The following is a 26679-nucleotide window of genomic DNA, read 5'->3' as shown; positions in this document are numbered from 1 at the left end:
CACTATCATGATGTCAGGGCCGTCATCTCTGCCAAAGTCTTCAATAATGGCTTTGGTGTAGGCTTTTTCATCCATCTTATCAACATTGGCTTTCCACCAGTTTTGCACAATGTCTTTGCTTTCTTGATCAACTACATCATGCCCCTCCCGCGTGTCAGGAGCCGACATTGCAACAACTGATGTCACGGTGCCAATTTTATCTAAAGCCTCTTTATAACGTATTGCAGAGGCTTTAGAGTCACAGGCTAATTGACCTTTTAAACCTTGATGCTTAAAGTTTTGAAAATGGTCGGCAATATCATAGGCAATTAACATAATGCGATCGGCAGTTTGATAAATCTGACCTTTTTGCGAAAACTTTCTTTTTAAATCGGTTTTTTGTTTGTCGCTCAGCTTACTGGTACTGCGTTCAAACCACGCATCAATGGCTTTGTCGTTAACGTTTAGCTCTGGTATACGCTCTTCATACAAAAGTGGGGTTACGGTTTTATCTTCAACCGCTTGTTGCATCGTGTAAGAGTGAATGATCTTACCGAACTTGTTTTCGGTCTTATCGTCTTTTAATAGCGGCGTACCTGTAAAGGCGATAAAAGCCGCTTTAGGTAGGGTTTGCTGCATACGGATATTATTTTCACCGTTTTGGCTGCGGTGACCTTCATCCACTAATACAATAATATTAGGGCTATCGTTGTAACAGTCTTTGTGTTTTATGGCAGAGCCAAACTTATTAATGATCGAGAAAATAACCCGTTCGTTACCTTGACCAATTTGCTCGGCCAAACGCTTACCTGTGGTCGCCATCGCATCTTTTTTATCGCGGTCGGTCAGTACACCACCAGAAGCAAACGTACGGCTTAGCTGGTCTTCTAAATCAACGCGGTCAGTCACAATAATTACGCGGCACTGCGCTAGCTCTTCAAGCCAAATAAGCGCTTTGGATAAAAACACCATAGTAAACGACTTACCACTGCCCGTAGTATGCCAAATAACACCGCCTTGACGTGCGCCAGCGCCGCGAGCGGAAGAAGAGTCATCAAATGTATTAATTCGCTCAATAAGTGCTTTTATACCAAACACCTGCTGGTATCGAGCTACAATCTTGCCAGCTTTTTTATCAAATAAGGTAAACAGGCGGGTCATATCTAATAAGCGTTCAGGGCGTAATAAACTTACAATCAGCCTATCTTGGTCGGTTACCGTCAGCTCACCTGCGGCAATAAGCGACTGGTAATCTGTTTTATCTTTTGCAGGGCGATGATTAAACAGTGCATTTAATTGCTCATCACGCAATGTATGGTTTTTAAGCCTGACAAACTCAGCTTCCGGTATATGCTCTTCTTTCCACTTTGCCCAAAACTTCTCAGGGGTGCCGCACGTTGCATACAAGCCCTCATGCCCGTTTATGGCCAATAATAACTGGCTGTAGGCATATAAATGCGGTATTTCATCTTGCTTTTGGTTACGAATATGCTGAGAGATTGCTGCAAAGTTGGTCGATTTACCTTCTTTGTTTGAATCGGGGCGTTTTGCCTCAATCACCACTAATGGCAAACCATTTACAAAACACACAATGTCAGGTCTACGGTTGCCCGTACCCTCGGCATTTTGTACTACTAACTCTTCGGTACAATGAAACGCATTTTTATCAATATTATGCCAATCAATCAGCCTAATAGTGGGGGATGCTTTTTTACCATCAATAAATTCAGTCACACTCACGCCATACATTAGCGCATCATAAATTTTCTCGTTAGCGGCTTTTAGCCCCAAGTTCATAGCAGGGTTCAGCTCATGCATTACCTTATCAATGGCCGCTTCTGAGAGCGTATGCTGCTTACCTGCAAACGAAAACGTCTGTTTGGCTAAAAAGGCACGCATCACAGGTAACAACACCACCTGATGGGTACTTTTTTTGTTACCTGCTAACGTGTTCCCGCGAAGAGCTTCACACTCACTCGGTGGAATAAACGTATAGCCTAAGTTAATCAGCAACGTTAGCGCAGGAATTTTTGCGCTAAACTCTTCTTGAAATTTAACACTGCTTTTAACCTTATTTGGCATGGTCATCCTTGTTCCTTTGTTGTTGCTGTAAGCGTTGTTGTAATTGTTCTAATGCTTGCAGTTCGCGCTCATCTTCGCGTGTTGCTTCTTCTAATTTACGATGGTTGTCAAACTGCTCATAGCGCTGTTTTGCTATTTCTTCCATATGTGTACGGCTCACTTTGCCTGCATTGGCCAGTAAAGCTTGTTCGTTAAACGTTATAAAGTTGTCTACATACTGTCGCCAGTTCTCAAGCGTTAAACGCTGTTTGTTTTTTGCTCTTAACTCGGCAAATTCTAAAAACATATTAACTAATCGGTTAAGCTTATCTAGCTCATCGGCTTGCAGGTAATTTTTAGCTATTACCACATCGGCTTTACGCACACGATTGCCCGAAAAATTGGTCAGGTTCATATTTGGCAGATCAGGGTTTGCTCGCTCTATCACTAACTCTGCGGCCGTAAACCCGGTGGCGGCGTAAAATAGTTTATTTTGCACCTCAGCAAACAATAAACCGGTGTCTTTTTCATTGGCACGATAATCGTCAGATAAAGCAAATAAATCACGCACTTTCTGATAAAAGCGCTTTTCTGACGAACGTATGTCGCGAATACGTTTAAGCAACTCATCAAAATAATCCCATTTGGGGTCTTTAAGTCGCTCATCATCCATCGCAAACCCTTTGCTTAAATACTCGCTTAAGGTGCGAGTTGCCCATTGCCTAAATTGCGTGCCTCGGGTTGAGCGAACACGGTAACCTACAGCAATAATCATTGGCAGTGCATACAGCTGGGTAAGGTACTCTTTACCATCTGCCGCAGTTGTAAACTTAGAGTTGACAACTGCGGCCTCAGACAGCTCATTCTCTGTTAATACGCTTTTTACGTGCTTGCTAATATTTTGCTTACTGGTTTGATATAGCTGCGCTATTTCAAGTTGTGTAAGCCACACATTACCATCCAGCGTGCGTAGCACAAACTGCGACTGCCCATCATCAGTGGTGTAAAGAATGAGTTCATCTGTCATAGGTCTATATACTCCTTTTTATAGCTAGTTCACGCTAACTAGCTGCCTACCTGCAATTATCGGGCTGTGTTAATTTGTCTCAGCAATGCGAATACCCGCAGGGTCGCCCGTAGGCAAAAAGATTTGAATAGTGCGAGGTCGCTTTTGCGTGATCACGCGACCTCCTTATCATCCACTTTTACTCTGCGCTTGCCTGTTAATAGTTGCTGCATCAGCGCTTTTTTCTCTTGTTTTAGGTCTGCGAGTTGTTGTTCTAATAACTCGATTTCTTGGTCTGCATTAACTAATACAGAGGCAATTTTTTGTTGCTCTTCATCACTTGGTCTAAAAACTGGACAATCCAACACCTCATCTTTGCGAAGATTTGTTTGTTTTACACCATCGTCAAATTGTAAGTAATAGCTATTTCTGTTTAAGGTGTAATATAAAAAGATTGAGTTGATTGATTTTGGACGAAATCTAGCAACACGCTGATTTACAGTGAATTTTTCAGAAGTATCCACGTACAAACATTTTGCAATAGCCTTTCCATTTGGCACATCACTCATGACCATTAAAACATCTCCCACATTAGCTAAGCAAAAGGCGGAGTCAGTAGTTTTTTTCACGAGTCCATCAGATGAAATATATTTAGAATTTACGACTAAGTATTTGCCATCTTCAACAATATGCTTTTCGTGACCTTTACCGTTATTAAATTCAACGACATCAGCCAACTTAACTTCTTCCCACTCTCCCTCAAACGGTTTACCTGAATCATCAAGTAGGCGCTTTCTTTGGGTATGAGCGCCCGTGAGCAGTTGTTGCATTAGGGCTTTTTTCTGCTGTTTGCTGTTGTCGATTAGGCGCTCAGTGGTGCTAATCGCTTTATCCCACGTAGATAGGATTTTGGCGATTTTGCGTTGTTCTGGGAGTGGTGGAAGTGATATATCCAATCTAGCAACATTCTTATGTCCAACGTGAGGTTGTCCTGCCGGATTGAATAGCCTTTTAAGCATTCGCTCACGAGCGTCACTGTTTAGATATACCCAAAGGAACCCTTTGTCTAACTTATTAAGTTTTGAGCTTTTAACTGCTATTTTAAATGCATTGTTACACAATACACCTTCCTTCGCCTGATAAACGCTACCCGATGTGTTTCCAGTATTAACCATTACAATATCACCACTGAGTAATAGCTTATTTGGATATACATCCTTCACATAAACGGGAAACTTGTCTGTGAATAAATCTCTAATATAGATATATCTGACATATCCATCTTGCGGCTGTTTGATAGTATCTTTATCAGCTATTTGTACACCTTGTGTAAAGTCACATAAATTCCCTAAGCGGGTTTGTTCAAATTCACCCATGATTTTCCTCCCGACTTTTCATTCCATTAGGCACCATAACCCAGCTCCTTTAAATAGCCTTCCATTTCCGCTTCCAGTGTTTTTAACTCGCTTTGTAACTGGACACGCTCTGTGCGTACTGCCACTAAATCAATTTCAGCTTCTTCTTCAAAGGTATCAACGTAACGAGGGATGTTTAGGTTAAAGTCGTTCTCTTTGATCTCATCAAAACTGGCTAGGTAGGCGTATTTATCAACGCTTTCACGAGCCTTGTAGGTGTCGATAACTTTTTGAATGTTGTCTGCCGTTAACTGGTTTTGGTTTTTGCCTGACTTAAACTCACGACTGGCATCAATAAACAATACGTTTTCATCCGTTTTTTGCTTTTTAAATATTAAAATCGCGGCTGGAATGCCTGTACCAAAAAACAGCTTTTCTGGTAGGCCGATTACGGTATCAAGCAAGTTTTCTTCAATCAGCTGCTTACGAATTTTACCTTCGCTTGATGCTCTAAATAACACCCCATGTGGCACAACCACGGCCATTCTTCCTGTTTCTGGTTTAAGGGTTTCTATCATGTGGCTGATAAACGCATAATCACCTTTAGTTTTAGGTGGTACACCACGGCGAAAACGCCCGTAAGGGTCGCTACTTGCATCATCATGACCCCACTTATCGAGGCTGAACGGCGGGTTGGCTGTTACTACATCAAAGTGCAATAAGCCGTTGCCGTCTTTATCAAGTAACAGTGGGTTACGAATGGTGTCGCCCCATTCAATACGGTGGTTGTCTTCACCGTGAAGGAACATATTCATTTTGGCGAGCGCCCAAGTTGAACCAATCGCTTCTTGCCCAAATAATGCGTATTTTTTAGAGCCAGCGTTTTTGCGCACCATAGCGCCACATTTTAAAAGCAGCGAGCCACTGCCTGTACATGGGTCGCAGATTTGGTCGCCTTCAACGGGCTCTAAAACGGTGGCTAAAAGGGTTGAGACCTCAGGCGGGGTATAGTATTCACCAGCGGTAGCGCCACTGCCTGCGGCAAAGTGTTTAATAAGGTATTCATAGGCGTTACCGATAATATCTAAACTGCCTACACGCTCTGTGCTTAGGTTTAAGATGTCTTTACCAAAGTCTTCTAACAAGTGACGAAGTAAGTCGTTCTTTTGTTTTTCTTGGCCTAAGCGGTCGGTGTTAAAGCTGATGTCTTGGAATACGTTTTTAAGCTTACTGCCGTTGGCTTCTTCAATAGCATGTAAGGCTTTATCGATTCGCTCACCATTGCCTGCTTCATAACGCTTTTCGTATAAATCCCAAAAACTTGCGCCTTCTGGAAGTACAAAACGCTGCTTAGACATCATGGCGTGGATTAAATCTGGATTGTCACCATATTGAGCAACCAGTTTATTGTATTCGTCTTTGTATACATCAGAGATGTATTTTAAAAACAACATGGTGAGGATGAAGTCTTTATAGGTGTCGGCACTGATCACACCACGGAAGGTGTCGCAGGCGTTCCACACCGCTTTATTAATATCGTCCTGATTGATTTGGTTGGTTTTGGTCATATTCTTTAGTCCTTGTTATTAATTTTTAAATCTGTTTTGTTTTAGGCTCTCTTTCAAACGCATGAGCTTTCAAGTGCGTGAATAGCAATGGCTTCTAGTTGTTGCTGTCTATTTTCAATCAGCTTTTGTAATACTTTTTGCTCTCTCACACCGCAACGGTGCATTGCAGCGAGTTGTTTTTGCTTTTGTAACTTAAGTACCTTAATAGGCACGTTCTCCAGCACTTGCCTGCGAATACTTAGGTACATTGAACCTTCAGCAGTCGCTTTAAAATAGCGCTGTGCAGGTTGCTGGTTAAGCTGCCAACATAAGAAATCGGGCACGATGACATCTTTAAACTCAGGCTTTAAACGTACCACAAAAAAATGTGGTGAGCAGACTGTGCGCTCTAATACCTGTTCTACTAATACGCTGTAATGTTTTGCCCCTTTAGCGACAAATAACACATCGCCATTTTGTAACCAGTCGGGTTGTTTCTTCGTATTTAATACGGTTTCAACCATAGTGTATTGATTGATCTCACCTGTTGGCTCGGTATCCCTTACCTGAACAACATTTACGTCACCATTGTCGTATTGCTTCACCGTGCCACGAAAAGGGTGGCCTAAGCGGATATCGGCAATATCACTAAGGCGCAGCTCTTCAGTAGCTTGGCGCATTTTTGCATTCATGAACGTTAAACCTTGGTTGTGTTCAGCAAACCGATTTGCTCAAAAAGTAAATAAACACCAATGAGATATGACCAACTGGCGTTACAAAATCGGAATTAATTTAATGAAAATTATTGTGGCTGACATTGTTGGCTAGGTCAATTTATTTTTGCAGTAATCAAATACTGCAATTTGTTGTTGACACCTTAAATGCTCATGCGTATATTTTGCAGTATTGTAATGGAGCATTTAATTTGAGTAGCAATTATCCCAAAGTTGTAAAACAAACTGTAAATTTAGGCAGCCTGCCTTACGTATCGACCGTTGATGAAAAAGGTCAACGCACTATCGCTTTTCATGAAGATCACATTGTTGAGCGTTTCCCTAGAGTGTTATCACTGGTTCGAATTCAGGATGCTCTCGAAATCAATTTATTCTTAGAGCACCGATATAAAGGGCTTTTCATGCCGCCTAAACGTGGCGGTAAAAAGAACCCTCTTGGTGGCGTATCGCTTATTACTGTGCAGTCATTAGCAAATTCGATGAGTTTGTTTTTGCAATGGGTTGAGAAGAATAACGTGGACTGGCATGAGGTTTATGCCGTAAGTGACAGTGATAAAGCGAAATATTGGCTTCCTGTGTACCGCTATCGTAAGCACCTTATAGAGCAAGTGATTGCAAAGGATATTGACCGAGATACGGCAAACCTATACATCAACCATGTTAGGCAGTTTTACGAATGGGCAAGAAAGCAACGCAGAATTGATAAAGTGCCATTCAAATATAAAACCAAGGTCATTAAGAAAAAGCGCAAGGATGGCGGTTTAGACTTGCTATTTACTGACTACGGTAGCGAGGAAAAAGGCTTTACTATTACCACGACTGATTTGCTGATCCCTAAAAAGTATAAGCAAAAGAAATCAGGCGATGCAGGTTTATCACCATACAGCCAAGATGAATTGAAACTGCTTTATGCCAGCAAGGAACTGAAAAAGCAAGGAGCTAAATTGCGAGTGGATTTAGCGGTGCAATGCGGCCTGCGTGCGGAGGAAATTGCTACTTTTAGCGCTAGTCATGTTACTGATTCTGCCTTGGATAATAAAGCGATTTATTACGTAAATATTATTGGCAAGTACGACAAAGAGCGCACGATAATGGTGTCAAAAGGGTTGATGACATCACTTTGGCAATATCGTAACGGCAAAGAACACCAAAGTAGATTAGCTAAGTGGCAGCTTGAACATGGTAATTGTGATGATGCTCCTCTGTTTCTTAATCGCTCTGGTAATTTCATGTCTCGTAAATCTATAGGTAATGTGATCTCAAAAGTGCGTAAGGAATTAGCGCCATTCGGGAAAACACTAAAACGTGATTTTCATGATTTACGTTCAACTTTTGCAACAAACCTTGCTGGCTTTCTGATCCATAAGGATCTGCCCATTGGCTTTGTGCAATACAAGTTAATGCAGTTGATGGGCCATGCGGATTTTTCAACGACTCAGAAGTACATCAATTTCGCTCGTTCACTGACATTTGATAAGCAAATGGCGAGTTGGGTAGATAAATTGTTTGGTGAGTTTGTTGTTCCACTGCAAGAAGATGCATTTCTTGCTGAGCAACCAGGAGATGCCGATGCTTGATACCGTAATCGACTTATCATCGTTAGAAGAACAGTTAAGCAGTTATTTAACTGATGAAAACAGCAAGCGGATTAAATTGCATATTAGCTTTGTAAAACGGCTGTTGCTGCGTCATTCAGTGTTGCGAAACCATTGCCAGAGTTTAATACAAGATGTTCACTCACTATTTCGTGATGATTATTGGCTTAAGTTAGAGATATTGGCACAAAGTATACCACACGAAGATGACTTGATGTTCAGGCTCTGTTTATTTCACTTTGCAAGTGCAATTACCAAGGCAAACTCAAGACCTAGCAGCGTTTTTGTATTTGATACAAACATTGATTTATTGCATTGGTATCGCAAGAGTTTCCGTTTGGGTAAAGAGCTTAACGATGCCATAAGTGCATGGGGTGAGCAGTCAATGCTTGCAAGAAGTACCTCTCTCTCTTACGCACAAATGGCTCAAAAATGTTTACAGTTACTATGTGAAGCAACGCCTTCTATTGCTGAGCAACTGTGTGAACAGGGTTTGCTTTGGTTTAACTCACCCACGCACTTTAGACAAATCTTTAACGAATACCCAATTAAAGATAAGCACTGCTTACTTCAGTCAGCATTATTCTCGGTGCTTGGCGTATATCACCCCGGTAATTTTAAAGTTGTTAGAATCACCATTAATGATAAATCCATAGAGGTTGCTGATTTAAACGATATTGAGCCTGTGTTAGTTGAGCAGCTACAAGCGCTTGCTAACTCAGATAAGTTTAAAGGTGAGCTAGAACACAGTGTTTCTGCAATGACACACCGCTTCACTGCTACTGTGAATAGTATTCGTATAATCGCTATAAAAAACAAAAAAGACCTAATTGGTGTCGGTTTAGATGGCTTTAGGCAAGATAAATTTTCTTTGCTTAAAAAAGCAAAAAATTTACTAAGTAAAAGACAGTTCAATGAGTTACTGCTATTGCTAAAACAGCACCTTGGGCATGATATTTATCGTCATGATTACATTGAATATTTGCTGCCTTTTTATTTTGAAAAAGAAAGAGTACATAGGCATGTCAACTGCTCTGAGTTGGCAAACCAGTGTCCAGAAATTATGAGAGAGTTATTAGAAATTCATCGTTCTGAAACCAAACTTTTGCCAGAGAAGAATTATGGAATGATTACTTTGCATAGTCGTTTCATAATACTGAAGCGATTATTGATAAAGTTTGTTTTACCTGACTTTTCTGAGCACCTTAAGAAATATGGCTTTAAGTGTCTCAGCTTAGATAAAAACCGTATACAAAAAAGTGTGTTTCAACGTATTCAATCAGATGTTAAAAGCAAAATCATAAGCATAAGAATGGGCACGTCTTATTTTGAAACAATAAGATGGGTAATGGGAATTACAGGACAGTCTGTAGTTGAAGCTTACAAACTGTCGTTTAAGCGCTATCAACGTCACGCCAGAAGAATGAAAATTGAAGATTTATACAGTGACGATGAATTAAAAGAACTGATCTTTTATATTGAAAAAGGGATTAAGGAAACGGATAACGTTAAACAATTACTCGCATTATATTTTGCACGCATCCAAGTTAAAAGCTGCTGGAATACGTCGCCGATGGCAGATATTGAACTGAGTGATATTAATGATGTTTCTCTACCTACGGCAAAAAAAAGTATTGCAGTATTAATTCAAAAGCCAAGAAAAGGATATGACACCGACACTTATCCATTAGATGGACGAACTGTAAATAGTGTTATGCGTGACATTGTATATGTACGAGACACGTTAACTCATAGTTATCGGCATCTTGGTGATCATCATACACAGCAATACCTTTTTATTTCCAAAGAGAAAGCTAACGTAAACCGTGTTCTAGCCGCCAATATAGTTGTTTACATTAAAATTATTTTAAATCGACTAGGCTGCACTGTCGATTACGATTCAATGAGAATTCGTAAAAATGGTGCAAATCATCTCTACCGTGAAGTTGCTAAGCAAATGCGAGCATACGAATCGGCAAAACTTCATACCTTCGATACGTTCATCAAGCACTACCAACGAGTGAGCGAAGAAAAAACACAACAAACTCTGCACACAGCAGTAGATGTCATGCAGCGTTATTTTACAGGTCGAGAAATTGACCCGGAAATTAAGGTGTTAATGGTTGATGACGGTAGCACTCAAAAAACGCCAACTGGTGAGTGTGCATCACAAGGTAACGATGCAGAGGCATCACAATACGGTAAAGAACATCGGCATCTATCAGGCAGTAAGGACAATGGATGGTGTAGTGACTTTTTGGCTTGTGTGTGGTGCAAGCACTTTAGAACAGTAGCAGACCCAGACCATGTTTGGCAGTTGCTTAGTTATCGTGATTATGTGTTGGTAGATATGAAGGCCAGTATTTCTGATATTGAAAATAATGAATTTCAGCAGGAAGCGATTACGGCATTGCATCAGCGAGTTGATGATATATTAGAGCAAGTAGCAATTAAAAATCCGATGGCAGTGACCAAGGGAAAAGAGTTGATGGCGGAAAGAGGAATGCATCCGTTTTGGGCATTTGCAGTTACATCAGTTAAGACAGTGGGAGATATTTTATGACGGGAATTTCAACTGCTGTAGATGTCTGCTTAAAGATTGATGGGCTTATCAGCATCAATCCTTATAATTCAATGATTGATGCCGAACTCACAACGTTAGTGCTTTGGCAATATATACGATCTAATAAAAAACAGATCACATTATTTGGGGATGATTCTTGGCACTCGCAAGGCAACAATTTATCCGTAACTTTTTACGGTGTTGGGCCCAAGTATAAATATCAACTTAAAGCCCTAACACTTGGTATGTATACGCAAGGTTCAGGACAAGGCATGGAGCCGCTTGCGTGGTCAACGATTCGTAGAAATATTGCTAACCTAAAACGCCTTGCGAAATGGCTTGAACGTTACGGCATCGAGAGCTTTGATAGCTTAGACCAACTGCCAGAATTGCGTTTGCGTAATATTATATTGGACTTGGTTCAAGCATCTGGCGTAAAGAAACATCCATCTTATGCGGAGTCACTTCGAGCGGCAATCTATTGGTTGAAGCTTTATTCAGTAGTTAAAAGTGAGCCGTTTTTCGATTTAATGAATGAATATTTTTTGCCATTTACCTTATTAAAGAGAGAGCGCAGAAATAAACATTCAGTCATTCCGATTCAAATAATGAAGCAAGTTCTCAAGGCTAGTGAACAGCACGTTAATGCTGCTGAGAAGGTCATTGATGATTGGCATACTTTGCAAACAAAACTAAATGATGCCGTTGAATTCGCACCGAAAAAACATCTTAAAAACTCGACATATGTTGACGGATTAAATGAGAAAGAAGCTGCTGAATTAGACGAACATTATGGGCTGATTAAAAATCTTCGCAAATATACGTTTGTACTTGTGATTAGTTATACAGGTATGCGCTATAGCGAAGCAATGGCACTGAGTGATGATTCAGCTATTGAGCGAAACGGTAAATACTTTATTAAGACCTTGTTGTCTAAAACAACAGATGAAACTCAAAGCTTAGAATGGGTAACGAATGAAGTCACTTATCGAGCGGTAAAACTACTCACAAGAGTTTGCTCTGTTTACCGTGAACGTGCAGCCTTGCTACTTAAGCATCACAGCGATTTATTGCCACTAAAGCGTAAGTTGAATTTAGAGTTTGGTTTAAGTAATCGAACTTTGTTTGGTGTGTCACCCCATAAAAAATCCTGCGAGTTTTCATTAAATACTAAGTCTACTAAAAATGGCTTTAACAACATAAACAAGATGTTTGCGATCAGAGTTACTGAACACGATATTGCCGAGCTTGAGCGCATGGGGTGTAATTACCAATCGGTTAGCTCAAACCATAAAAAGTTTAAGAAGTCCTATAAAGAAGGCGATTTATTTAATTTTACGGCCCATCAATTTAGACATACCTTTGCGTGGTTTATTGTTGCAAATCGTTTGGGCGATTTAGACGATATTAAGTATCAGTACAAACATTTAGAGAACATGATGTCATTGGTTTACAGTCAACGGGGATATGAGTCTATGGAGGAGCTAATTGGACTAACCGAAAGCTTCTCTGAGTTTATGATATCGCAAGCAATGGAAGATATGGTGAGCGCAGCACAAGACGGCAAGCTTGCAGGAAAAGGCGGACAAAACTTTATCGCCAAATTGACTGAAATACTGGCTGAAGACCTGACCACCGGAAGCACCCCTCACTTTAAAAATATGGAAGAGTTGATCACGTTTGCTGCTAAACATACCAACAACTTTAGAGGCGTGTCGCATGGGTACTGTACTAAGGGATCGGAATGTAAAGTTCGTAATGCAGCAGATCCAAGCCACTGTGTATGGTGCGATAGCTACATTGCAACACCTCGACATCTACCACACTGGCTGGTTGTTAAAAAGCGATGTGAATCGCAATTAGCTGCATTTGAAAAATTTCCGTCAGAGATAAAGCTGCGATTAAAAGCCTTTAGTACGGCATTAAAAGACAACCTTGAAGCCGCCAATATCATCATTGACCAGTTAACGATAAAAGTGAAGGAAGCCTAATATGAGCGAATCAGTTGAGATCACAATGGCAGACAAAATTGATGCGGCTTTGTCTGAAATGATAGCCAATAACGAAAAAATTAATGTTAGCCAAGTAGCGAAACGATTAGGAATTTCAAACTCGGCAATTTACAAGTTTAACCCTGAGAAAATCCCGGATATTCAGACTGCACAAAAGCAGCAAAAAAATAAAGCAGAGGCTATTGCTGTTGGTACTGAAAATGAGCAGCTTAAGAAAGAAGTTGAATCATTAAAAAAATCGAACCTTGATTATAAAGCGCTAGCTGAGGATTTGAGAACGCAAAATCAGTCATTGTGGGAGCACATTCAGCAGGTTTATAACATGTACGATGAGGTATTGGCTGAGCGTAATGGCTTTGCAGAAAGGCTAAAACACGGACCCTAAATTTACATAATTAAATTAACAACCAATGAGGTATTTACTATGAGTAAAAACACAAAGAAGACATCCCAAAGTGTGGCATCTAAGGCTGCTAAAACATTAACCGACCCTAATGCTTCTAAGACTGCCAAAAAATTAGCTGGTTCTGCTCTGTCACAAAAAGGAACTAGCAAGCAAACAGGTGCTGACATGGAAGACTTCGCATCAAAGGTGTTGCAAAGCGATAAGTACAGTAAAAATACAAAAGAACTTGCAGGTTCGGTGTTATCTCAATCCAATAAAAAGCGATAGATTTAGTAACAAAAGTGTATTTTCCTGCCTAAATTTACTGCTGTTTTTATAGTAAATTCCTCAAAAACTGTTACCACTCTTCAAGTCAATAAGTACGGGGTGGTAACAATTTTTCAATTGTCGAAAACGACATTATCTATACGCCTAAGTCTATTGTTACCCTAATAGCCGATATGATTGAACCATTCGAAGGCAAAATTTACGACCCCTGTTGTGGCTCGGGCGGTATGTTTGTGCAATCGCTTAAGTTTATTAATAGCCATAATGGCAACCAAAAAAACATATCTATTTACGGGCAAGAGTACACCAACACCACCTATAAACTGGCAAAAATGAACCTAGCTGTGCGTGGTATTTCGGGCAACTTAGGCGATGTAGCGGGTGACACCTTTTTTAAAGATCAACACCCCGACCTAAAAGCCGATTACATAATGGCAAACCCACCGTTTAACCAAAAACAGTGGCGCGCCGATAACGAACTCGTCGACGATGCCCGCTGGGCAGGTTATCCAACACCGCCTACCGGTAATGCCAACTATGCGTGGATCATGCATATGATCTCAAAACTTAGCGAGCATGGCACCGCAGGTTTTGTACTGGCTAATGGCTCAATGAGCTCTAACACCAGTGGCGAGGGCGATATTCGCCAAAAAATAATTGAAAACGATTTAGTCGATTGTATGATAGCCCTACCAGGGCAGCTGTTTTACACCACGCAAATTCCGGTGTGTTTATGGTTTATAAGTAAAGACAAACGCGGTAATAACGAAAAAGGCATTCTAAAACGCCGCGACCGCCAAGGCGAAACGCTATTTATAGACGCCCGCGAAATGGGCTCTATGGTTAACCGCACCTTAAAAGAGCTCACTAACGACGACATAGCTAAAATAACCGAAACCTACCATATATGGCGCGGCGAAGAGCTAAGCTTAGATACAGAGCAAGAGTACCAAGATGTCGCCGGTTACTGTAAATCAGCCACCCTTGCCGATATTAAAGCGAACGACTACGTACTTACCCCTGGGCGCTATGTCGGCGCTGCCGCTATTGTAGATGACGGCATCCCGTTCGAAACCAAAATGAATGAACTTAGTCAAACCCTTTATAGCCAAATGAACCAAAGCGATGAGCTTGATAAAGCGATTCGTAAGAATTTGGAGGCGTTGGGTTATGGGGAGTGATTGGCCATTGGTTTCTTTAGGTGATTATTGTGTAAAAATTGGTAGTGGTGCTACACCAAGAGGCGGAAGTAGTGTCTATAAAGAGTACGGTGAAATATGCTTAATTCGAAGTCAAAACATCTACAACGATGGGTTTAAATCTCAAGGACTTGTTTACATAGATGAAGATGCTGCAAAAAAATTAAAAAATGTGGTAATCGAAAAAAATGATATTTTATTAAACATTACAGGTGATTCAGTTGCTAGGGTATGTCTTGCAGTAGAGAGGTATTTACCTGCAAGGGTAAATCAACATGTCGCTATTATCAGGCCAAACCCAAAAGAGTTTGATGCGAGGTATTTACGTTATGTGATTTCAAGCCCATTTATGCAAAAGGTTTTATTAAATCTTGCTAGTGCAGGGGCTACGCGAAATGCTTTAACTAAAACGATGATTGAAACATTAGAGGTTTCTAAACCACCTTTAATAATTCAAAAAAACATTGCGGATTGCCTTGAATCTCTTGACGATAAAATATTTTTAAACAACGAAACCAACCAAACCTTAGAACAAATGGCACAGGCGTTATTTAAAAGCTGGTTTGTTGATTTTGATCCTGTGTTCGACAATCTCCTTGCTAGTGTTGATTTTAAGTTAGAAAGCCTTGAAAACCGCTTGCCTGACAATTTAAAACTAAAAGCGCAGCGTCGCTTAGCGGTACTGAACAGTTTAGAAAATGCGGCCGAATGCAAAGCGTCACTCATTGCACTCGCTCACGAGTTACAAGCACAGCTACCAACAAAAGAAGCAACACAAGCAGCAGTGCAAATATTAGGTAAAACCGCTGAAACACCCGTGAAAGCAAACGTGAGCGCCAACCCTAAAATATTAGCGCAACACGCCAACACCCACTTCCCCAATGAGTTCGAGCACAACGAACAACTAGGCTGGATACCAAAGGGGTGGGAGTCAAAAACTATTGATGAACTATGCAAAATAAACCCAGAATCTTGGACTAAAAAAAACGCACCTGAGGTAGTTAAATATGTTGATTTGGCTAACGCTAAAAATGGGGCTGTGGGTGAAGCTATAGAATATAGTTTTTCTGAAGCACCAAGTCGAGCAAGAAGAATATTGCGACCACATGACACAATCATAGGTGTAGTTAGGCCTGCAAATAGATCTTTTGCTTATGTGAATGAAGATAATTTAACGGGTAGTACAGGGTTTGCAGTAGTTAGAGCAAATAATCAAAATTGTAGAGCTTTTGCATATTTTTCTTTAACTAATGATGATTGTATTCAAGAGTTCACGCGCATTGCTGATGGTGCTGCTTACCCTGCAATAAAACCAGAAGATGTAGCGAAGACATATTGCGTTTACTCCAATAATAAAATCTTAGATGCATTTGAATCTATTGCTGGAAACATCATGTCTGGGGTTGCAAGAAATCAAACACAAACAAAAACATTAACTAAACTCAGGGATACTCTTCTTCCGAAGTTGATTGCTGGTGAGATTACAATAAATAAGGATATTTAAAATGAGCCGTTGGCTTGAAGAATTTGATAACCATCCATTTCAGAATGTTTGGAGTAACTTAAAAACCACAATTGAAGACTCTCAGGTCGATGACGAAACCATAATTACAAATGTTGAGGAATTAGCTCGATTAAGAAAAGTAATTACTTTCTTAGATGTTTTAATTGATTCTATTGACCCTGAGTTAGTACCTCTTACTACCTGGGATTCTTTCCGAACTCAGTCTCAATCATGTCTACAAGAAATAACAAACTATAATAATAACCGAAATATTCAGCATGTTATTAAAGCAAATACATATGCCGATAATTTATTAACTTATGTTCGTCCCTATACAGTTGAATCAGCAAAAGCAGTTAAAGCTACACAAGCAGCTTTTCGTGGATATTCAAAGACAGTGGCTCAAGGGTTAGAAAACTTTAAGAGAAAATCAACTGAGTATTTAGATGAATTTGAAGAGTATAGAAATTCAACTGAAGAAAAGTACTCCGAATTAAAAGGCTTCCATGCAGAAATTACTGATTTACGCCAACAGTATTTTGTAGGTAATGAATCTGAAGACGCCCTAGAATCAAAAATAGATTCAATGTTTACCAAGTTTAGTGATTATTACTCGCAAATTTCTGATTATCAAACTGAACTTTTAGGCAGCGGTAGCGATTCAATTAAAGAAATAATAGAGGAAGCTAAAGTTGAGTCTGAAGACAGTAAAAAATTAATAGAAACAATGCTTCATGATACTGAGAGTAAACTTAAGGAGCTGAAGCTATTCTACAGGGATGTTCATGGTATTGAAGATGAAGATGGAAATTTGAATGGTGGTTTAAAGTTAGAGATTAGTAAGAGGAAAGAGGAACTAGATAGCTTTAAGAAGCAACAACAAATTCGTTATCAAGCATTAAATTCCCAAATTGAAGAATTACTACCTGGCGCAACAAGTGCAGGTTTAGCTACAGCCTATAGAGTTATGAGAAAATCATTTAGTAAACCAATTAAGCAATATTCTTATTTATTTTACTCAGCAGTATCTATATTAACTTTAACAGCGCTCTTATCAAGCATTGATAGTTTTTGGACTGCGAATGAGATCATTAAATTTGTTGATATTACTGATCTTAGTGGACTATTAAATAGCTTGATTCATAAGTTACCTATCATAGTACCGGTAGTATGGTTAGCTCTATTTGCTTCTAAAAGGCGAAGCGAAGTGCAAAGATTACAGCAAGAGTATGCTCACAAAGAAGCTCTAGCTAAATCATATCAAAATTTTAAAACCCAGATAGATAATTTGAATGTACCAGACAGGAAAGAAGAATTAATGGAGAAGCTTCTTTCTGCTGCAATCGATGCAGTTTCTGCAAATGCTTCCGATACTTTAGACAAAAAACATGAAGATAAAACACCAGCGCATGAAGGCTTAGATAAAATGATAAGTTCTTTGGAGAAGCTTAAAGGGATTATTAAATAAGGATGTTTAATGAAATTTACTGAAGCCAAATTAGAACAAGCGGTGGTTGAGTTGTTAGGCGAGCAAGGCTACCCGCATTTATTAGGCGGTGAGCTTACTCGCAATAATAGCGACGTATTAATTAAAGACGACTTACGTGCTTTTTTAAGCAAGCGTTATGCTAAAAATAATATTACAACGGGTGAAGTAGACTCAATAATTGCAAAGCTTGAAAAGCTGCCTGCCAGTGATTTATACGAGAGCAATAAAACCTTTTGTAAGTGGCTAAGTGATGGCTTTTTACTGACACGCGAGCGTGGCATGGTGGCAGGCAACGCAGCGCAAAAAGATTTATATATTCAGCTGCTAGATTACGATAACGTTGAGCAAGGCATTAAAAGTAGCTTAATAGCAGGGAATGCTATGGCTGCTTTAGATAATATGGCTCTCGATAACGTGAATGAAGCAAGCGTTACTTACCTGCAAGACGATAACATTTATCGCTTTGTTACTCAGTTAGAAATAGAAAGCCCCACAAGCTACGACAATATTGAGCTGCGTATTCCCGATGGCATTTTATATGTAAACGGCTTGCCATTGGTGGTGTTTGAATTTAAAAGCGCAATACGCGAACAGGCCCCTATTTTTGAAGCGTATGAGCAGTTAACTATTCGCTATAGGCGCGCTATCCCTCAGCTATTTGTGTTTAATACCTTGTGCGTTATAAGTGATGGCGTAAACAACAAAATGGGTAACTTATTTGCGCCGTATCAGTTTTTTTACTCGTGGGGAAAAGTAACGGGGCAAGAGCTAACCGCGCAAGAGGGTATTAACTCGTTACATACCTTATTGCAGGGTTTGTTTGATAAAGCGCGCTTGCGCGATGTTATGCGTAATTTTGTATTCTTCCCCGATTCTGATAATAAAAGCGCGGGTAAAAAAGAGATAAAAATTGTTCCGCGTTACCCGCAATATTATGCGGCTAATAAACTGTTTGAAAATATAAAGCAGCATTTAAAACCACAAGGTGATGGTAAAGGCGGTACGTACTTTGGCGCAACGGGGTGCGGTAAAAGTTACACCATGCAATTTTTAACACGCTTATTGATGAAAAGCGTTGAACTTAAAAGCCCCACCATTATTTTAATTACCGACCGAACCGATTTAGACGACCAACTTTCGCAGCAGTTTGGTAATGCTAAAACCTACATTGGTGATGACACGGTAAAAACTGTTACCAGCCGGACTCACTTACGTGAGTTATTAGAGGGCCGTAACAGTGGCGGTGTATTTTTAACCACTATTCATAAGTTTACCGAAGACACCCAGTTATTAACCGACCGCACTAACGTTATTTGTATTTCTGATGAAGCGCATCGTAGCCAAGTTAATCTTGATCAAAAAATTACCATTACCGAAAAGGGTGTAAAAAAGACCTTTGGTTTTGCTAAATACCTGCACGACTCACTGCCCAATGCCACTTATGTTGGTTTTACTGGCACGCCAGTAGACGCGACTTTAGATGTATTTGGTGAAGTGGTTGACTCATACACTATGACTGAGTCGGTTAAAGATGAAATAACCGTACGCATTGTTTACGAAGGGCGCGCCGCTAAGGTGTGTTTAAACAATAGCAAGCTGGCAGAAATTGAAGCCTATTACAAAGAATGCGCCGATGCAGGCAGTAACGAGCTGCAAATAGAAGACAGTAAAAAAGCCACCGCTAACATGAATAGCATTTTAGGCGACCCTGACCGCATACGTGTATTAGCAAGAGACTTTGTACAGCACTACGAAAAACGCGTTGAGGAAGGCTCTACCATTGCTGGCAAGGCGATGTTTGTGTGTAGCTCGCGTGGTATTGCTTATCAGCTGTATCAAGAACTAGAAGAGCTACGACCACATTGGTTTGATGTAGTGGATACCGATGACGCGAAAAAACTATCAGATACCGAGCGAAAGCGCGCCATTAGCGAAGGCCGTATTGCTGCCCCCTCTGAAAAAGTAAAAATGGTAATGACGCGTGGCAAAGACGACGTTGAACGCTTATATAATTTACTTGGCAGTAAAGACGAGCGTAAAGAGCTTGATAAGCAATTTAAAAACAAAAACTCAAACTTTAAAATAGCCATAGTGGTAGACATGTGGCTAACCGGTTTTGACGTGCCATTTTTAGATACCATGTACATAGATAAACCACTGCAAAAGCACAGCTTAATACAAACCATTTCGCGGGTTAATCGCCAGTTTGAAGGCAAAGATAAAGGTCTAGTAGTAGATTACATTGGTATTAAATCTGAAATGAATAAAGCGTTAGCGCAGTATTCAAAAACAGACGAAACCAACTTTGAAGACATTACCGCCTCCGTTATTGAAGTAAAAAATCACTTAGCGTTACTTGCTCAGTTATTTCATAAATTTGACAGCAGCGCGTACTTTACCGGCGAAGCCGTTGCCCAATTAAATTGCTTAAACCACGCCGCTGAGTTTGCACTAATTACCGAAAAGCGGCAAAAGCGCTTTATGGATTTAGTTAAGCGTTTAAAAGCCGCCTACGATGTATGTTGTGGCAGTGAAAAAATTAACGAAAACGAGCGTAACCACATTCACTTTTACCTCGCTATTCGCTCTATTATTTACAAGCTAACCAAAGGTGAAGCGCCCGATACCGCGCAAATGAACGCCAAAGTACGTGAAATGATAAGCGAAGCCCTACAAAGCGACGGCGTAGAAGAAGTATTTAAACTCGGCAATGAAGAAGGCGGCGAAATCGACATTTTTAATGACGACTACATCGCCAAAATAGAAAAAATAAAACTCCCCAATACTAAAATTAAAATACTGCAACAAATGCTAGCTAAAGCCATCGGTGAGCTTAAAAAAGTAAACCAAACCCAAGGTATCGACTTTACTAAACGCTTTGAATCGCTGGTACAGCGCTATAACGAGCGAAAAGAAGATGACGTACTTGTGAGTAGCGTACTTGATGACTTTTCAGAAAGCATGGTTGATATGATTTATAGCATACGCGACGAAATGAACGCCGGTGATGAGCTAGGTATTGATATTGAAGAAAAAGGCTTTTACGACGCGTTAAAGGCACTTGCCGTTAAATACGACTTTGACTACCCCGAAGATAAGCTAATTGAGCTCGCCCAAGCGGTAAAAGTAATTGTAGACGACAAAGTAAAATTTGTTGATTGGAATCACCGAGACGATATTAAATCATCACTTAAAGTAGAGCTGATTTTAGTGTTGGCTAAATTTAAATACCCACCAATCAGCCGCGATGAAGTGTACAAAGAAATATTTGAGCAAGCGCAGAGTTTTAAAGTAAACCAAGGAATATAACTTGTTATGGTTATAAGTATCTTAAGTTAAAGGGATCAGCAATCTAATGAATTCATCAATTAGAAAAATAATACTAGATTTAATTATTGCTACAGAAGGGCCTTTTGATTTTGCCAATAACAGGGATGAAGGGTTTATTCCATTCTTAAATGAGATATGGGACCTAAAGTCTATGCCGTCTGAGGACAGCAGATTTAAAAATGCTGAGGGTGACATAATTCAGCATACAATCAATAATGATGATTGGGATTATCATGAATTATTTGAGCAACGTTTAAAGCTTCTTGATGACGAAACTAAGTTTATAAAATTCTTAGAAGTTTTTTTACTACCAAAGTATCAAACCTCTCCCGAGCAGACTTACTATTATATTGAGAAAATTAACGGTATTTTAGAAAGTGAAGATCTAACCCTTGCTACTATAAGTTATGAAGGTGATTACCCTGTTCTCGAGTTAATGAATAAAGATACTCTAGATAGACCAAGTGATGTTCCAATTAATAAAATCCCTTTTTATGTAGTCGCATATCCAAACATGAGAGTAGGTCGTTATGTCAATACTTTAGAAGTTGATAATGAAAAGCCAAGTAAATATTTTCTCCTAATAGCAGATAATTGGGATGACTATTCACATGAAACTTCGTTTGTATTAGTTCTTTTTAATAACAAACAAAAAGTAGACTTGGGCCTTGTTAAAATAGCCAGTAATAAAAATAATTATACAATACAAGCTCTACCGTCTGAGTTTTTTTCTTTAGGTGAAGAGTTCGTTTCACTTGGACAGGATGAAGATTATTATAAGAACTTAAATAAAACTTTTGAGAAATCACTTTCATCAGTGCTTTACTCATTAAGAGATGCGGCTTTTTTTACCGAAATTTCAGAAGAGTTTGAAAACACAAATGTGTTTAAACAGTCTCTAACTAGAGATGATGAAGCTGAAAGAATACATAGAACAGCAAAGCCAATGATTTATGGTTCTGATTTAAATAACTTATATTCCTTTACATATAAATTTTGTCCTAAATATGCCGATTCATGTATTGATGTCCCTTTTAAATTTTCGACAGACAGTCTTTTACCAAAAAGAATGATTGCCTTGATAGGCAAAAATGGTGCTGGAAAAACACAATTACTTACCACTTTACCTTTAGAAATAGCAAAGGAAAAAAGCGAACTTTTAAGTCCTCACAAACCGATTTATAGTAAAATTATAGCCGTTTCTTATAGCACATTTGATAATTTTGAATTACCAAAAAAGACATCAAATTTTAATTATATTTATTGTGGTTTAAGGGATGAAAAAGGGGATCTAAGAAGTAAGAAAGGTCAGTTGCAAAAATTCCATCATACGTGGAAAAGAATAACTACTCTTGGCCGATTAGAAAAGTGGAAAAAAGTTATATCTAATTTTTTAGAACCTGAGTTGATAGAGCTATTTATTAAACTTGATCCTGTAGATAGTGACAAACTTTACTTTGATGCGCATGGGTTTAGTAAAGCTAGGGAGTCACTAAGTTCAGGTCAATCTATTGTTCTTTATGTAGTTTCTGAAATCGTAGCGAATATTAGACTTGATAGTTTACTGTTATTTGATGAACCTGAAACTCATCTTCACCCAAATGCTATTAGTCAACTAATGAACGGCATAGCAGAGCTTATTAATGAATTTGAATCTTACTGCGTTATTGCTACCCACTCTCCAATAATTATCCAAGAGATGTTTTCTCGAGATGTTTTAGTTCTTTCCCGAGAAGAAAGTATCCCCTCGGTGAAAAAAATTGGCGTTGAATCGTTTGGGGAAAACCTCTCCGTAATTACGGAGGAAGTTTTGGTAATAGATCAATCCCTAAATTTTATGAAACAACGATGAAAAAGCTAGTAAGGCGTTATAAAACATACGATGAAGTTCTTGAAATATTAAAAGAAGATAATTTACCGCTGAGTTTAAACGTACGATTGTACCTTCAGGTTTTAGTTGAAAATAATGCTAAAAATTAGAGCTTATGAAGAAGACTCTTTCTCTTTCTACAAAGGTATTGTTAAGTCTAAAAGGAATACAGAGTCAAAACCAGATATTAAAGAAGAGCTTGCTGTAATTTCTGATACTCAATCACAATACTTTGAAGATTACGATGATGCATTCGATATGGACTCGCTAGCTTTAATGCAGAGCATGCCATACAGTGAGAATAATAAAGTTAATTTAAAGTCTTTATATAATTATAGAAATAAAAGAATTCAAGCATTAAAAAGTACACTTACTACACACCCTCATCATAGAGATCATATTTTTAATACTTGTCAAAACTGTACTATAAATGATGTTGACTCAATGGATCATGTACTAGGTCAGACGGAATTCCCAGAGTATTCTGTTCACCCTAAAAACTTATTTCCATGTTGTAGTGATTGTAATAGAAAAAAATCAGATAAATTTGTTGATGATAAAGGCTCACAGTTATTTTTAAATTTGTTTATAGATGACTTACCCAAATCACATTATCTTAAAGTAAGATTTGAAGCCAATTGGATGCCAAGGTTCTATTTAGAACAGCCTGACGATGTGACTGATGATGTGTTTAATCTAATTAAAAATCATTATGAGAATCTAGATCTATTGGAAAGATTTAGAGGTAAAGGCGGAGAAATTATTAATAACTTAAAAGCTATTATTAAGAGCTATAAAGGGCTAGAAATTAATATAGGGGATAAAATTAATGAGCAATGTAAGGATCTGGAAACCTATTTAGGATACAACCATCGGCAGGTAGTTATATATCGTGAACTAGCTGCTTCACAAGATTTCATTCAACATTGCATGACTTAATCAGAGTGGGGCAGCACACTTACCTCAAATAGGGGAGTACATTCAACTTTTAGCTAATATTTTAATAAATTACAATATTTACCGATTTTTAACTAAGTTCCCATTATTGGCTTTAAAATTTTGAATCCGTTTGGCTGTTGTTCATTATTATCAATGTAAAATAAGTACATAGATCAAGGAAATTAAATTACACAACATGTACTTTAATTCTCAACATAACTTATTGTTATAATTAGATTAAAAAATTAGTACACAGTAATCACTATAAACAAAGTCTAGTATTGGACATAATGAATTTTTGATATTTATGCTAAACGCAGATTTATTAACCATATACCTTATTAAAGGAAAAATCATGAAAAAATTACTTCTGTTGAGCATGTTAGTTATTAGCGTTTTATTAACAGGTTGCGCTACTACAGGCAGTGCTTCCCCTGGAGAAAAACGTGCTTTAGTACAAAGTATGAAATCGAATACATTAACTGCTCTATACGAAAAAAAACCAGATGTTAAAACCCAAATCGCAAACTCTGCCGGTTATGCTGTATTTGATAATGCCAATGTAAACGTTATTTTAGCCAGTTTTGGTGGTGGGTACGGTGTAGTAAAAAATAACCTAACCGGAAAATCTACCTATATGAATATGGGTGAAGCTGGTTTAGGCTTAGGTTTAGGTGTTAAAGATTTCAATATTGTGATGGTTTTTCACGATCAAGCAGCGTTAAATAGATTTATTAAACATGGTTGGGCGTTCGGTGGTAATGCCGATGCTGCTGCAAAATACCAAGGTAAAGGTGGTGCTTTAGTTGCCGAAGCTATTGCTGACCAAGTTACTGTTTACTCTTTAACCGAAAGTGGCCTTGCACTGCAAGCTGTTTTAAAAGGCACTAAATTTTGGGTAGATTCTGAGCTAAACTAGGCTATCAAAACCCTATCATAAGTGGGCTAGTTTTATGGATTACGCCCACTTTAATTTAAACCCTGCAATTTAACATAACGTAATTTATGGGTTGTTAAGTAACTAGATATATAAAGCATACCATTTTTTAATTTCCTTTTATGGACTGTCATCAACCCTTACTCAATTACGATCCATTTCAATATTATACTTCTTTGTTAAAATTGAGGTTTCTATCCACGCACATGTTAATTGAATTAAGATTTTTAAATCTTTAAGGTCGTGGTTTTCCCATTTTCTAATATAATGAGTTTCATCATTACCAAGCCATACAGCTCTATTTGCACAATTTTTTAGATTTTCATCTGTTACATAGTTATTTATAACACGACTTAATTGATTTGATTTGATATCTTCCTCCTTTTCAGGTTTTATACTAATGCAATAGTCTTTAATTAAATATTCAAGTGCTTTTCTATAACCAATACCAGCTAATTCATCTAATTGTCTTGATTCAGCTTCACTTGCTTGAGTAAATATTTTTTCAAATGATTCTGAGATATTTATTATTTCCTGAGGAATATTAGGAACATTGAAAGTCTCTGGTATTGATTTTTCAAATTTGAAATTATGATTGTATATACTACGAGTTTTACTATAACGACTAATATATAATCGTGCGCAGTTAAGGTTCATACATTCCATAGCAAGCTCTAACTTCGTTTTGCTATTTTCAACATCGCCAGTTAGTTTTGCAAAAATATTAACCGGTAATTGTGCTTGATTACAAATAGGACATATATCTGGAGCCTTATCTATGTCAACCGTGATACCGTTATCTAGCTTTAACCTTTTATGCATTATATTTCTCCTTTTTCAAATTACTATCAAATGCTTCAGCCAATTTTTCAGTTTCACTAAAAACGGTATTCCAATATTTAATACGTGTGTCTGCATCAAGATCAGTAAAGTCGTTTCTGTCTGGGATTTTTCCGTAAGGTAAGCCGGCTATAAATTCTTTTGATGGGGAGATCATCACCACGTTATCGTAATTTTGTGGCGCCACTTTACGTTTTAAATTTTTATCAAACCACCCTGCTTTTGGATCTGAATTAAAATGCGGATACAAAATTAAGCCTGGGTTATTAATTTTTAAATCAAAGTGGTAATCAATAATGCCGCCATCGCGGTAAATTCCTGGTGGCGAACCGGCAATATTTTTTATGCCTTGCATTACTAGTGGTATAGAGCCCGATGCTAATAAGGCATCTTTTAAATTTGTTTGGCTAAGTGGTATGTTTTGCGTTTTAAAATTATAACTGTCGGTTATTGATAAATTGCTGTTTGGCGCACCAAAAATAAATCGCTCGTACTGCGAGCCTAATAATTTTCGGTTAACTCGATTAAGCATGTAACTTTTTGATAAACCTAAAAGTTGAATTAATTTATTTTCACTAGCAATAAAGCCATTCGATTTTGCCACTATAAAATGCGCTTTAAAAATAGGATTATTTAAAATTTCGGTTACGCCGTGCTCCCCAAATACATCATCTAATAATGAGCGAGCTTTTAGTGTAATTTCAGCGGGTGTTGGTTTATTACTAGAATACCGCGTTTGCGAATACGATTTTGCTAAACGCTCAATGGCAGCAACTGGCTCGTTTTGTGCAAAACACGCAGAACGAAAAGCCCCTGCCGATGATCCAATTAAATTAAGCGGTTGAGTACGGTGTTTAAAAAATTCGCCAAATATATATTTATCTAAACCAAACAAGGTAAACCATTTAGGGCCACCACTTGCCCCTAAAAACGAGGTAAAAAGCTCAGGTTTAAACCCTTGTTCGTTTATTATTTTTGCTGCAGTTTTACCTGCATAAATGTCGATCATCTAAAAATACTACCTGTAGAGTCGCAGCTTAATGTTG

At 38.5% G+C, this 26679-nt stretch carries 18 protein-coding genes and 1 pseudogene; 12 read left to right on the top strand and 7 right to left on the bottom strand.

Translation table 11 applies throughout. From position 1 onward, the window contains the following. The 5 genes from CWC14_RS04665 to CWC14_RS04645 form a co-directional block, all read right to left on the bottom strand. Positions 1–2067: type I restriction endonuclease subunit R (locus tag CWC14_RS04665; protein WP_249928698.1), on the bottom strand; the 2067-nt coding region annotated here is incomplete at its 3' end. Next, positions 2051–3067, bottom strand: a complete 1017-nt coding sequence (gene rhuM / locus CWC14_RS04660; RefSeq protein ID WP_024603957.1) for a RhuM family protein — start codon at positions 3065–3067, stop codon at positions 2051–2053. The genes rhuM and CWC14_RS04665, both read right to left, overlap by 17 nt. A 152-nt stretch (positions 3068–3219) precedes the next feature. After that, on the bottom strand, positions 3220–4422 hold the full coding sequence (locus CWC14_RS04655) for a restriction endonuclease subunit S (protein ID WP_024603956.1): 1203 nt from the start codon (positions 4420–4422) through the stop codon (positions 3220–3222). Between the two features lie 26 nt (positions 4423–4448). Continuing rightward, entirely contained in the window at positions 4449–5969 is a 1521-nt protein-coding gene (locus CWC14_RS04650) for a type I restriction-modification system subunit M (protein WP_138561557.1), read from the bottom strand. A gap of 53 nt (positions 5970–6022) precedes the next feature. Beyond that, entirely contained in the window at positions 6023–6640 is a 618-nt protein-coding gene (locus tag CWC14_RS04645) for a restriction endonuclease subunit S (RefSeq protein WP_138561554.1), read from the bottom strand. Between the two features lie 233 nt (positions 6641–6873). Between CWC14_RS04645 and CWC14_RS04640 the strand changes: the two genes are divergently transcribed. From CWC14_RS04640 to CWC14_RS04585, 12 genes and pseudogenes are all read left to right on the top strand, one after another. Continuing rightward, on the top strand, positions 6874–8259 hold the full coding sequence (locus CWC14_RS04640; RefSeq protein WP_138561552.1) for a tyrosine-type recombinase/integrase: 1386 nt from the start codon (positions 6874–6876) through the stop codon (positions 8257–8259). After that, positions 8252–10840, top strand: coding sequence for a hypothetical protein (locus CWC14_RS04635; protein WP_138561550.1), 2589 nt, complete (start codon positions 8252–8254; stop codon positions 10838–10840). The genes CWC14_RS04640 and CWC14_RS04635 overlap by 8 nt, the downstream gene beginning before the upstream one ends. After that, positions 10837–12831, top strand: a complete 1995-nt coding sequence (locus CWC14_RS04630) for a hypothetical protein (RefSeq protein ID WP_138561548.1) — start codon at positions 10837–10839, stop codon at positions 12829–12831. Before CWC14_RS04635 ends, CWC14_RS04630 begins: the two co-directional genes overlap by 4 nt. 1 nt (position 12832) lies before the next feature. Continuing rightward, on the top strand, positions 12833–13237 hold the full coding sequence (locus CWC14_RS04625; protein ID WP_138561546.1) for a DUF6262 family protein: 405 nt from the start codon (positions 12833–12835) through the stop codon (positions 13235–13237). A 39-nt stretch (positions 13238–13276) separates the two neighbouring features. Next, on the top strand, positions 13277–13525 hold the full coding sequence (locus CWC14_RS04620; RefSeq protein ID WP_138561544.1) for a hypothetical protein: 249 nt from the start codon (positions 13277–13279) through the stop codon (positions 13523–13525). A 137-nt stretch (positions 13526–13662) separates the two neighbouring features. Beyond that, a pseudogene (locus tag CWC14_RS04615) lies at positions 13663–14706 on the top strand (N-6 DNA methylase); the annotation flags it as partial. Then, entirely contained in the window at positions 14696–16228 is a 1533-nt protein-coding gene (locus CWC14_RS19395; protein ID WP_212746545.1) for a restriction endonuclease subunit S, read from the top strand. The pseudogene CWC14_RS04615 and the gene CWC14_RS19395, both read left to right, overlap by 11 nt. A gap of 1 nt (position 16229) precedes the next feature. Next, positions 16230–17696 (top strand): hypothetical protein, encoded by a 1467-nt coding sequence (locus tag CWC14_RS04605; RefSeq protein WP_138561542.1) that lies wholly within the window; start codon positions 16230–16232, stop codon positions 17694–17696. Positions 17697–17705: 9 nt separating this feature from the next. Continuing rightward, positions 17706–21026 carry a type I restriction endonuclease subunit R gene (locus tag CWC14_RS04600; RefSeq protein ID WP_138561540.1) on the top strand — a complete coding sequence of 1107 codons (3321 nt, stop codon included), beginning with the start codon at positions 17706–17708 and terminating at the stop codon, positions 21024–21026. A 46-nt stretch (positions 21027–21072) separates the two neighbouring features. Then, entirely contained in the window at positions 21073–22899 is a 1827-nt protein-coding gene (locus tag CWC14_RS04595) for an AbiJ-related protein (RefSeq protein WP_212746544.1), read from the top strand. A gap of 114 nt (positions 22900–23013) precedes the next feature. After that, entirely contained in the window at positions 23014–23856 is an 843-nt protein-coding gene (locus tag CWC14_RS04590) for a hypothetical protein (RefSeq protein ID WP_138561538.1), read from the top strand. 355 nt (positions 23857–24211) lie between these two features. Then, entirely contained in the window at positions 24212–24775 is a 564-nt protein-coding gene (locus CWC14_RS04585) for a lipid-binding SYLF domain-containing protein (RefSeq protein WP_138561536.1), read from the top strand. A gap of 162 nt (positions 24776–24937) precedes the next feature. On the opposite strand, the gene CWC14_RS04580 is transcribed toward CWC14_RS04585, so the two are convergent. After that, positions 24938–25615 (bottom strand): DUF4145 domain-containing protein, encoded by a 678-nt coding sequence (locus CWC14_RS04580; RefSeq protein ID WP_212746543.1) that lies wholly within the window; start codon positions 25613–25615, stop codon positions 24938–24940. Next, positions 25608–26642 carry a patatin-like phospholipase family protein gene (locus CWC14_RS04575; protein ID WP_138561534.1) on the bottom strand — a complete coding sequence of 345 codons (1035 nt, stop codon included), beginning with the start codon at positions 26640–26642 and terminating at the stop codon, positions 25608–25610. Before CWC14_RS04575 ends, CWC14_RS04580 begins: the two co-directional genes overlap by 8 nt. Between the last annotated feature and the right edge of the window lie 37 nt (positions 26643–26679).

The sequence above is a fragment of the Pseudoalteromonas sp. S3260 genome, from assembly GCF_005886925.1.
Lineage (GTDB): Bacteria > Pseudomonadota > Gammaproteobacteria > Enterobacterales > Alteromonadaceae > Pseudoalteromonas > Pseudoalteromonas tetraodonis.
The sequence above is the reverse complement of the archived record's forward strand: the minus strand, read 5'-3'. Positions and strand labels throughout refer to the sequence as shown.

Excerpts from the sequence above, each read along its gene's own strand:
- CWC14_RS04595 (WP_212746544.1), top strand. The coding sequence starts at position 21,073 with ATGAATTCATCAATTAGAAAAATAATACTAGATTTAATTATTGCTACA.
- rhuM (WP_024603957.1), bottom strand. The coding sequence starts at position 3,067 with ATGACAGATGAACTCATTCTTTACACCACTGATGATGGGCAGTCGCAG.
- CWC14_RS04620 (WP_138561544.1), top strand. The coding sequence starts at position 13,277 with ATGAGTAAAAACACAAAGAAGACATCCCAAAGTGTGGCATCTAAGGCT.
- CWC14_RS04605 (WP_138561542.1), top strand. The coding sequence starts at position 16,230 with ATGAGCCGTTGGCTTGAAGAATTTGATAACCATCCATTTCAGAATGTT.
- CWC14_RS04580 (WP_212746543.1), bottom strand. The coding sequence starts at position 25,615 with ATGCATAAAAGGTTAAAGCTAGATAACGGTATCACGGTTGACATAGAT.
- CWC14_RS19395 (WP_212746545.1), top strand. The coding sequence starts at position 14,696 with ATGGGGAGTGATTGGCCATTGGTTTCTTTAGGTGATTATTGTGTAAAA.
- CWC14_RS04630 (WP_138561548.1), top strand. The coding sequence starts at position 10,837 with ATGACGGGAATTTCAACTGCTGTAGATGTCTGCTTAAAGATTGATGGG.
- CWC14_RS04575 (WP_138561534.1), bottom strand. The coding sequence starts at position 26,642 with ATGATCGACATTTATGCAGGTAAAACTGCAGCAAAAATAATAAACGAA.
- CWC14_RS04655 (WP_024603956.1), bottom strand. The coding sequence starts at position 4,422 with ATGGGTGAATTTGAACAAACCCGCTTAGGGAATTTATGTGACTTTACA.
- CWC14_RS04625 (WP_138561546.1), top strand. The coding sequence starts at position 12,833 with ATGAGCGAATCAGTTGAGATCACAATGGCAGACAAAATTGATGCGGCT.
- CWC14_RS04585 (WP_138561536.1), top strand. The coding sequence starts at position 24,212 with ATGAAAAAATTACTTCTGTTGAGCATGTTAGTTATTAGCGTTTTATTA.
- CWC14_RS04645 (WP_138561554.1), bottom strand. The coding sequence starts at position 6,640 with ATGAATGCAAAAATGCGCCAAGCTACTGAAGAGCTGCGCCTTAGTGAT.
- CWC14_RS04650 (WP_138561557.1), bottom strand. The coding sequence starts at position 5,969 with ATGACCAAAACCAACCAAATCAATCAGGACGATATTAATAAAGCGGTG.
- CWC14_RS04635 (WP_138561550.1), top strand. The coding sequence starts at position 8,252 with ATGCTTGATACCGTAATCGACTTATCATCGTTAGAAGAACAGTTAAGC.
- CWC14_RS04600 (WP_138561540.1), top strand. The coding sequence starts at position 17,706 with ATGAAATTTACTGAAGCCAAATTAGAACAAGCGGTGGTTGAGTTGTTA.
- CWC14_RS04590 (WP_138561538.1), top strand. The coding sequence starts at position 23,014 with ATGCTAAAAATTAGAGCTTATGAAGAAGACTCTTTCTCTTTCTACAAA.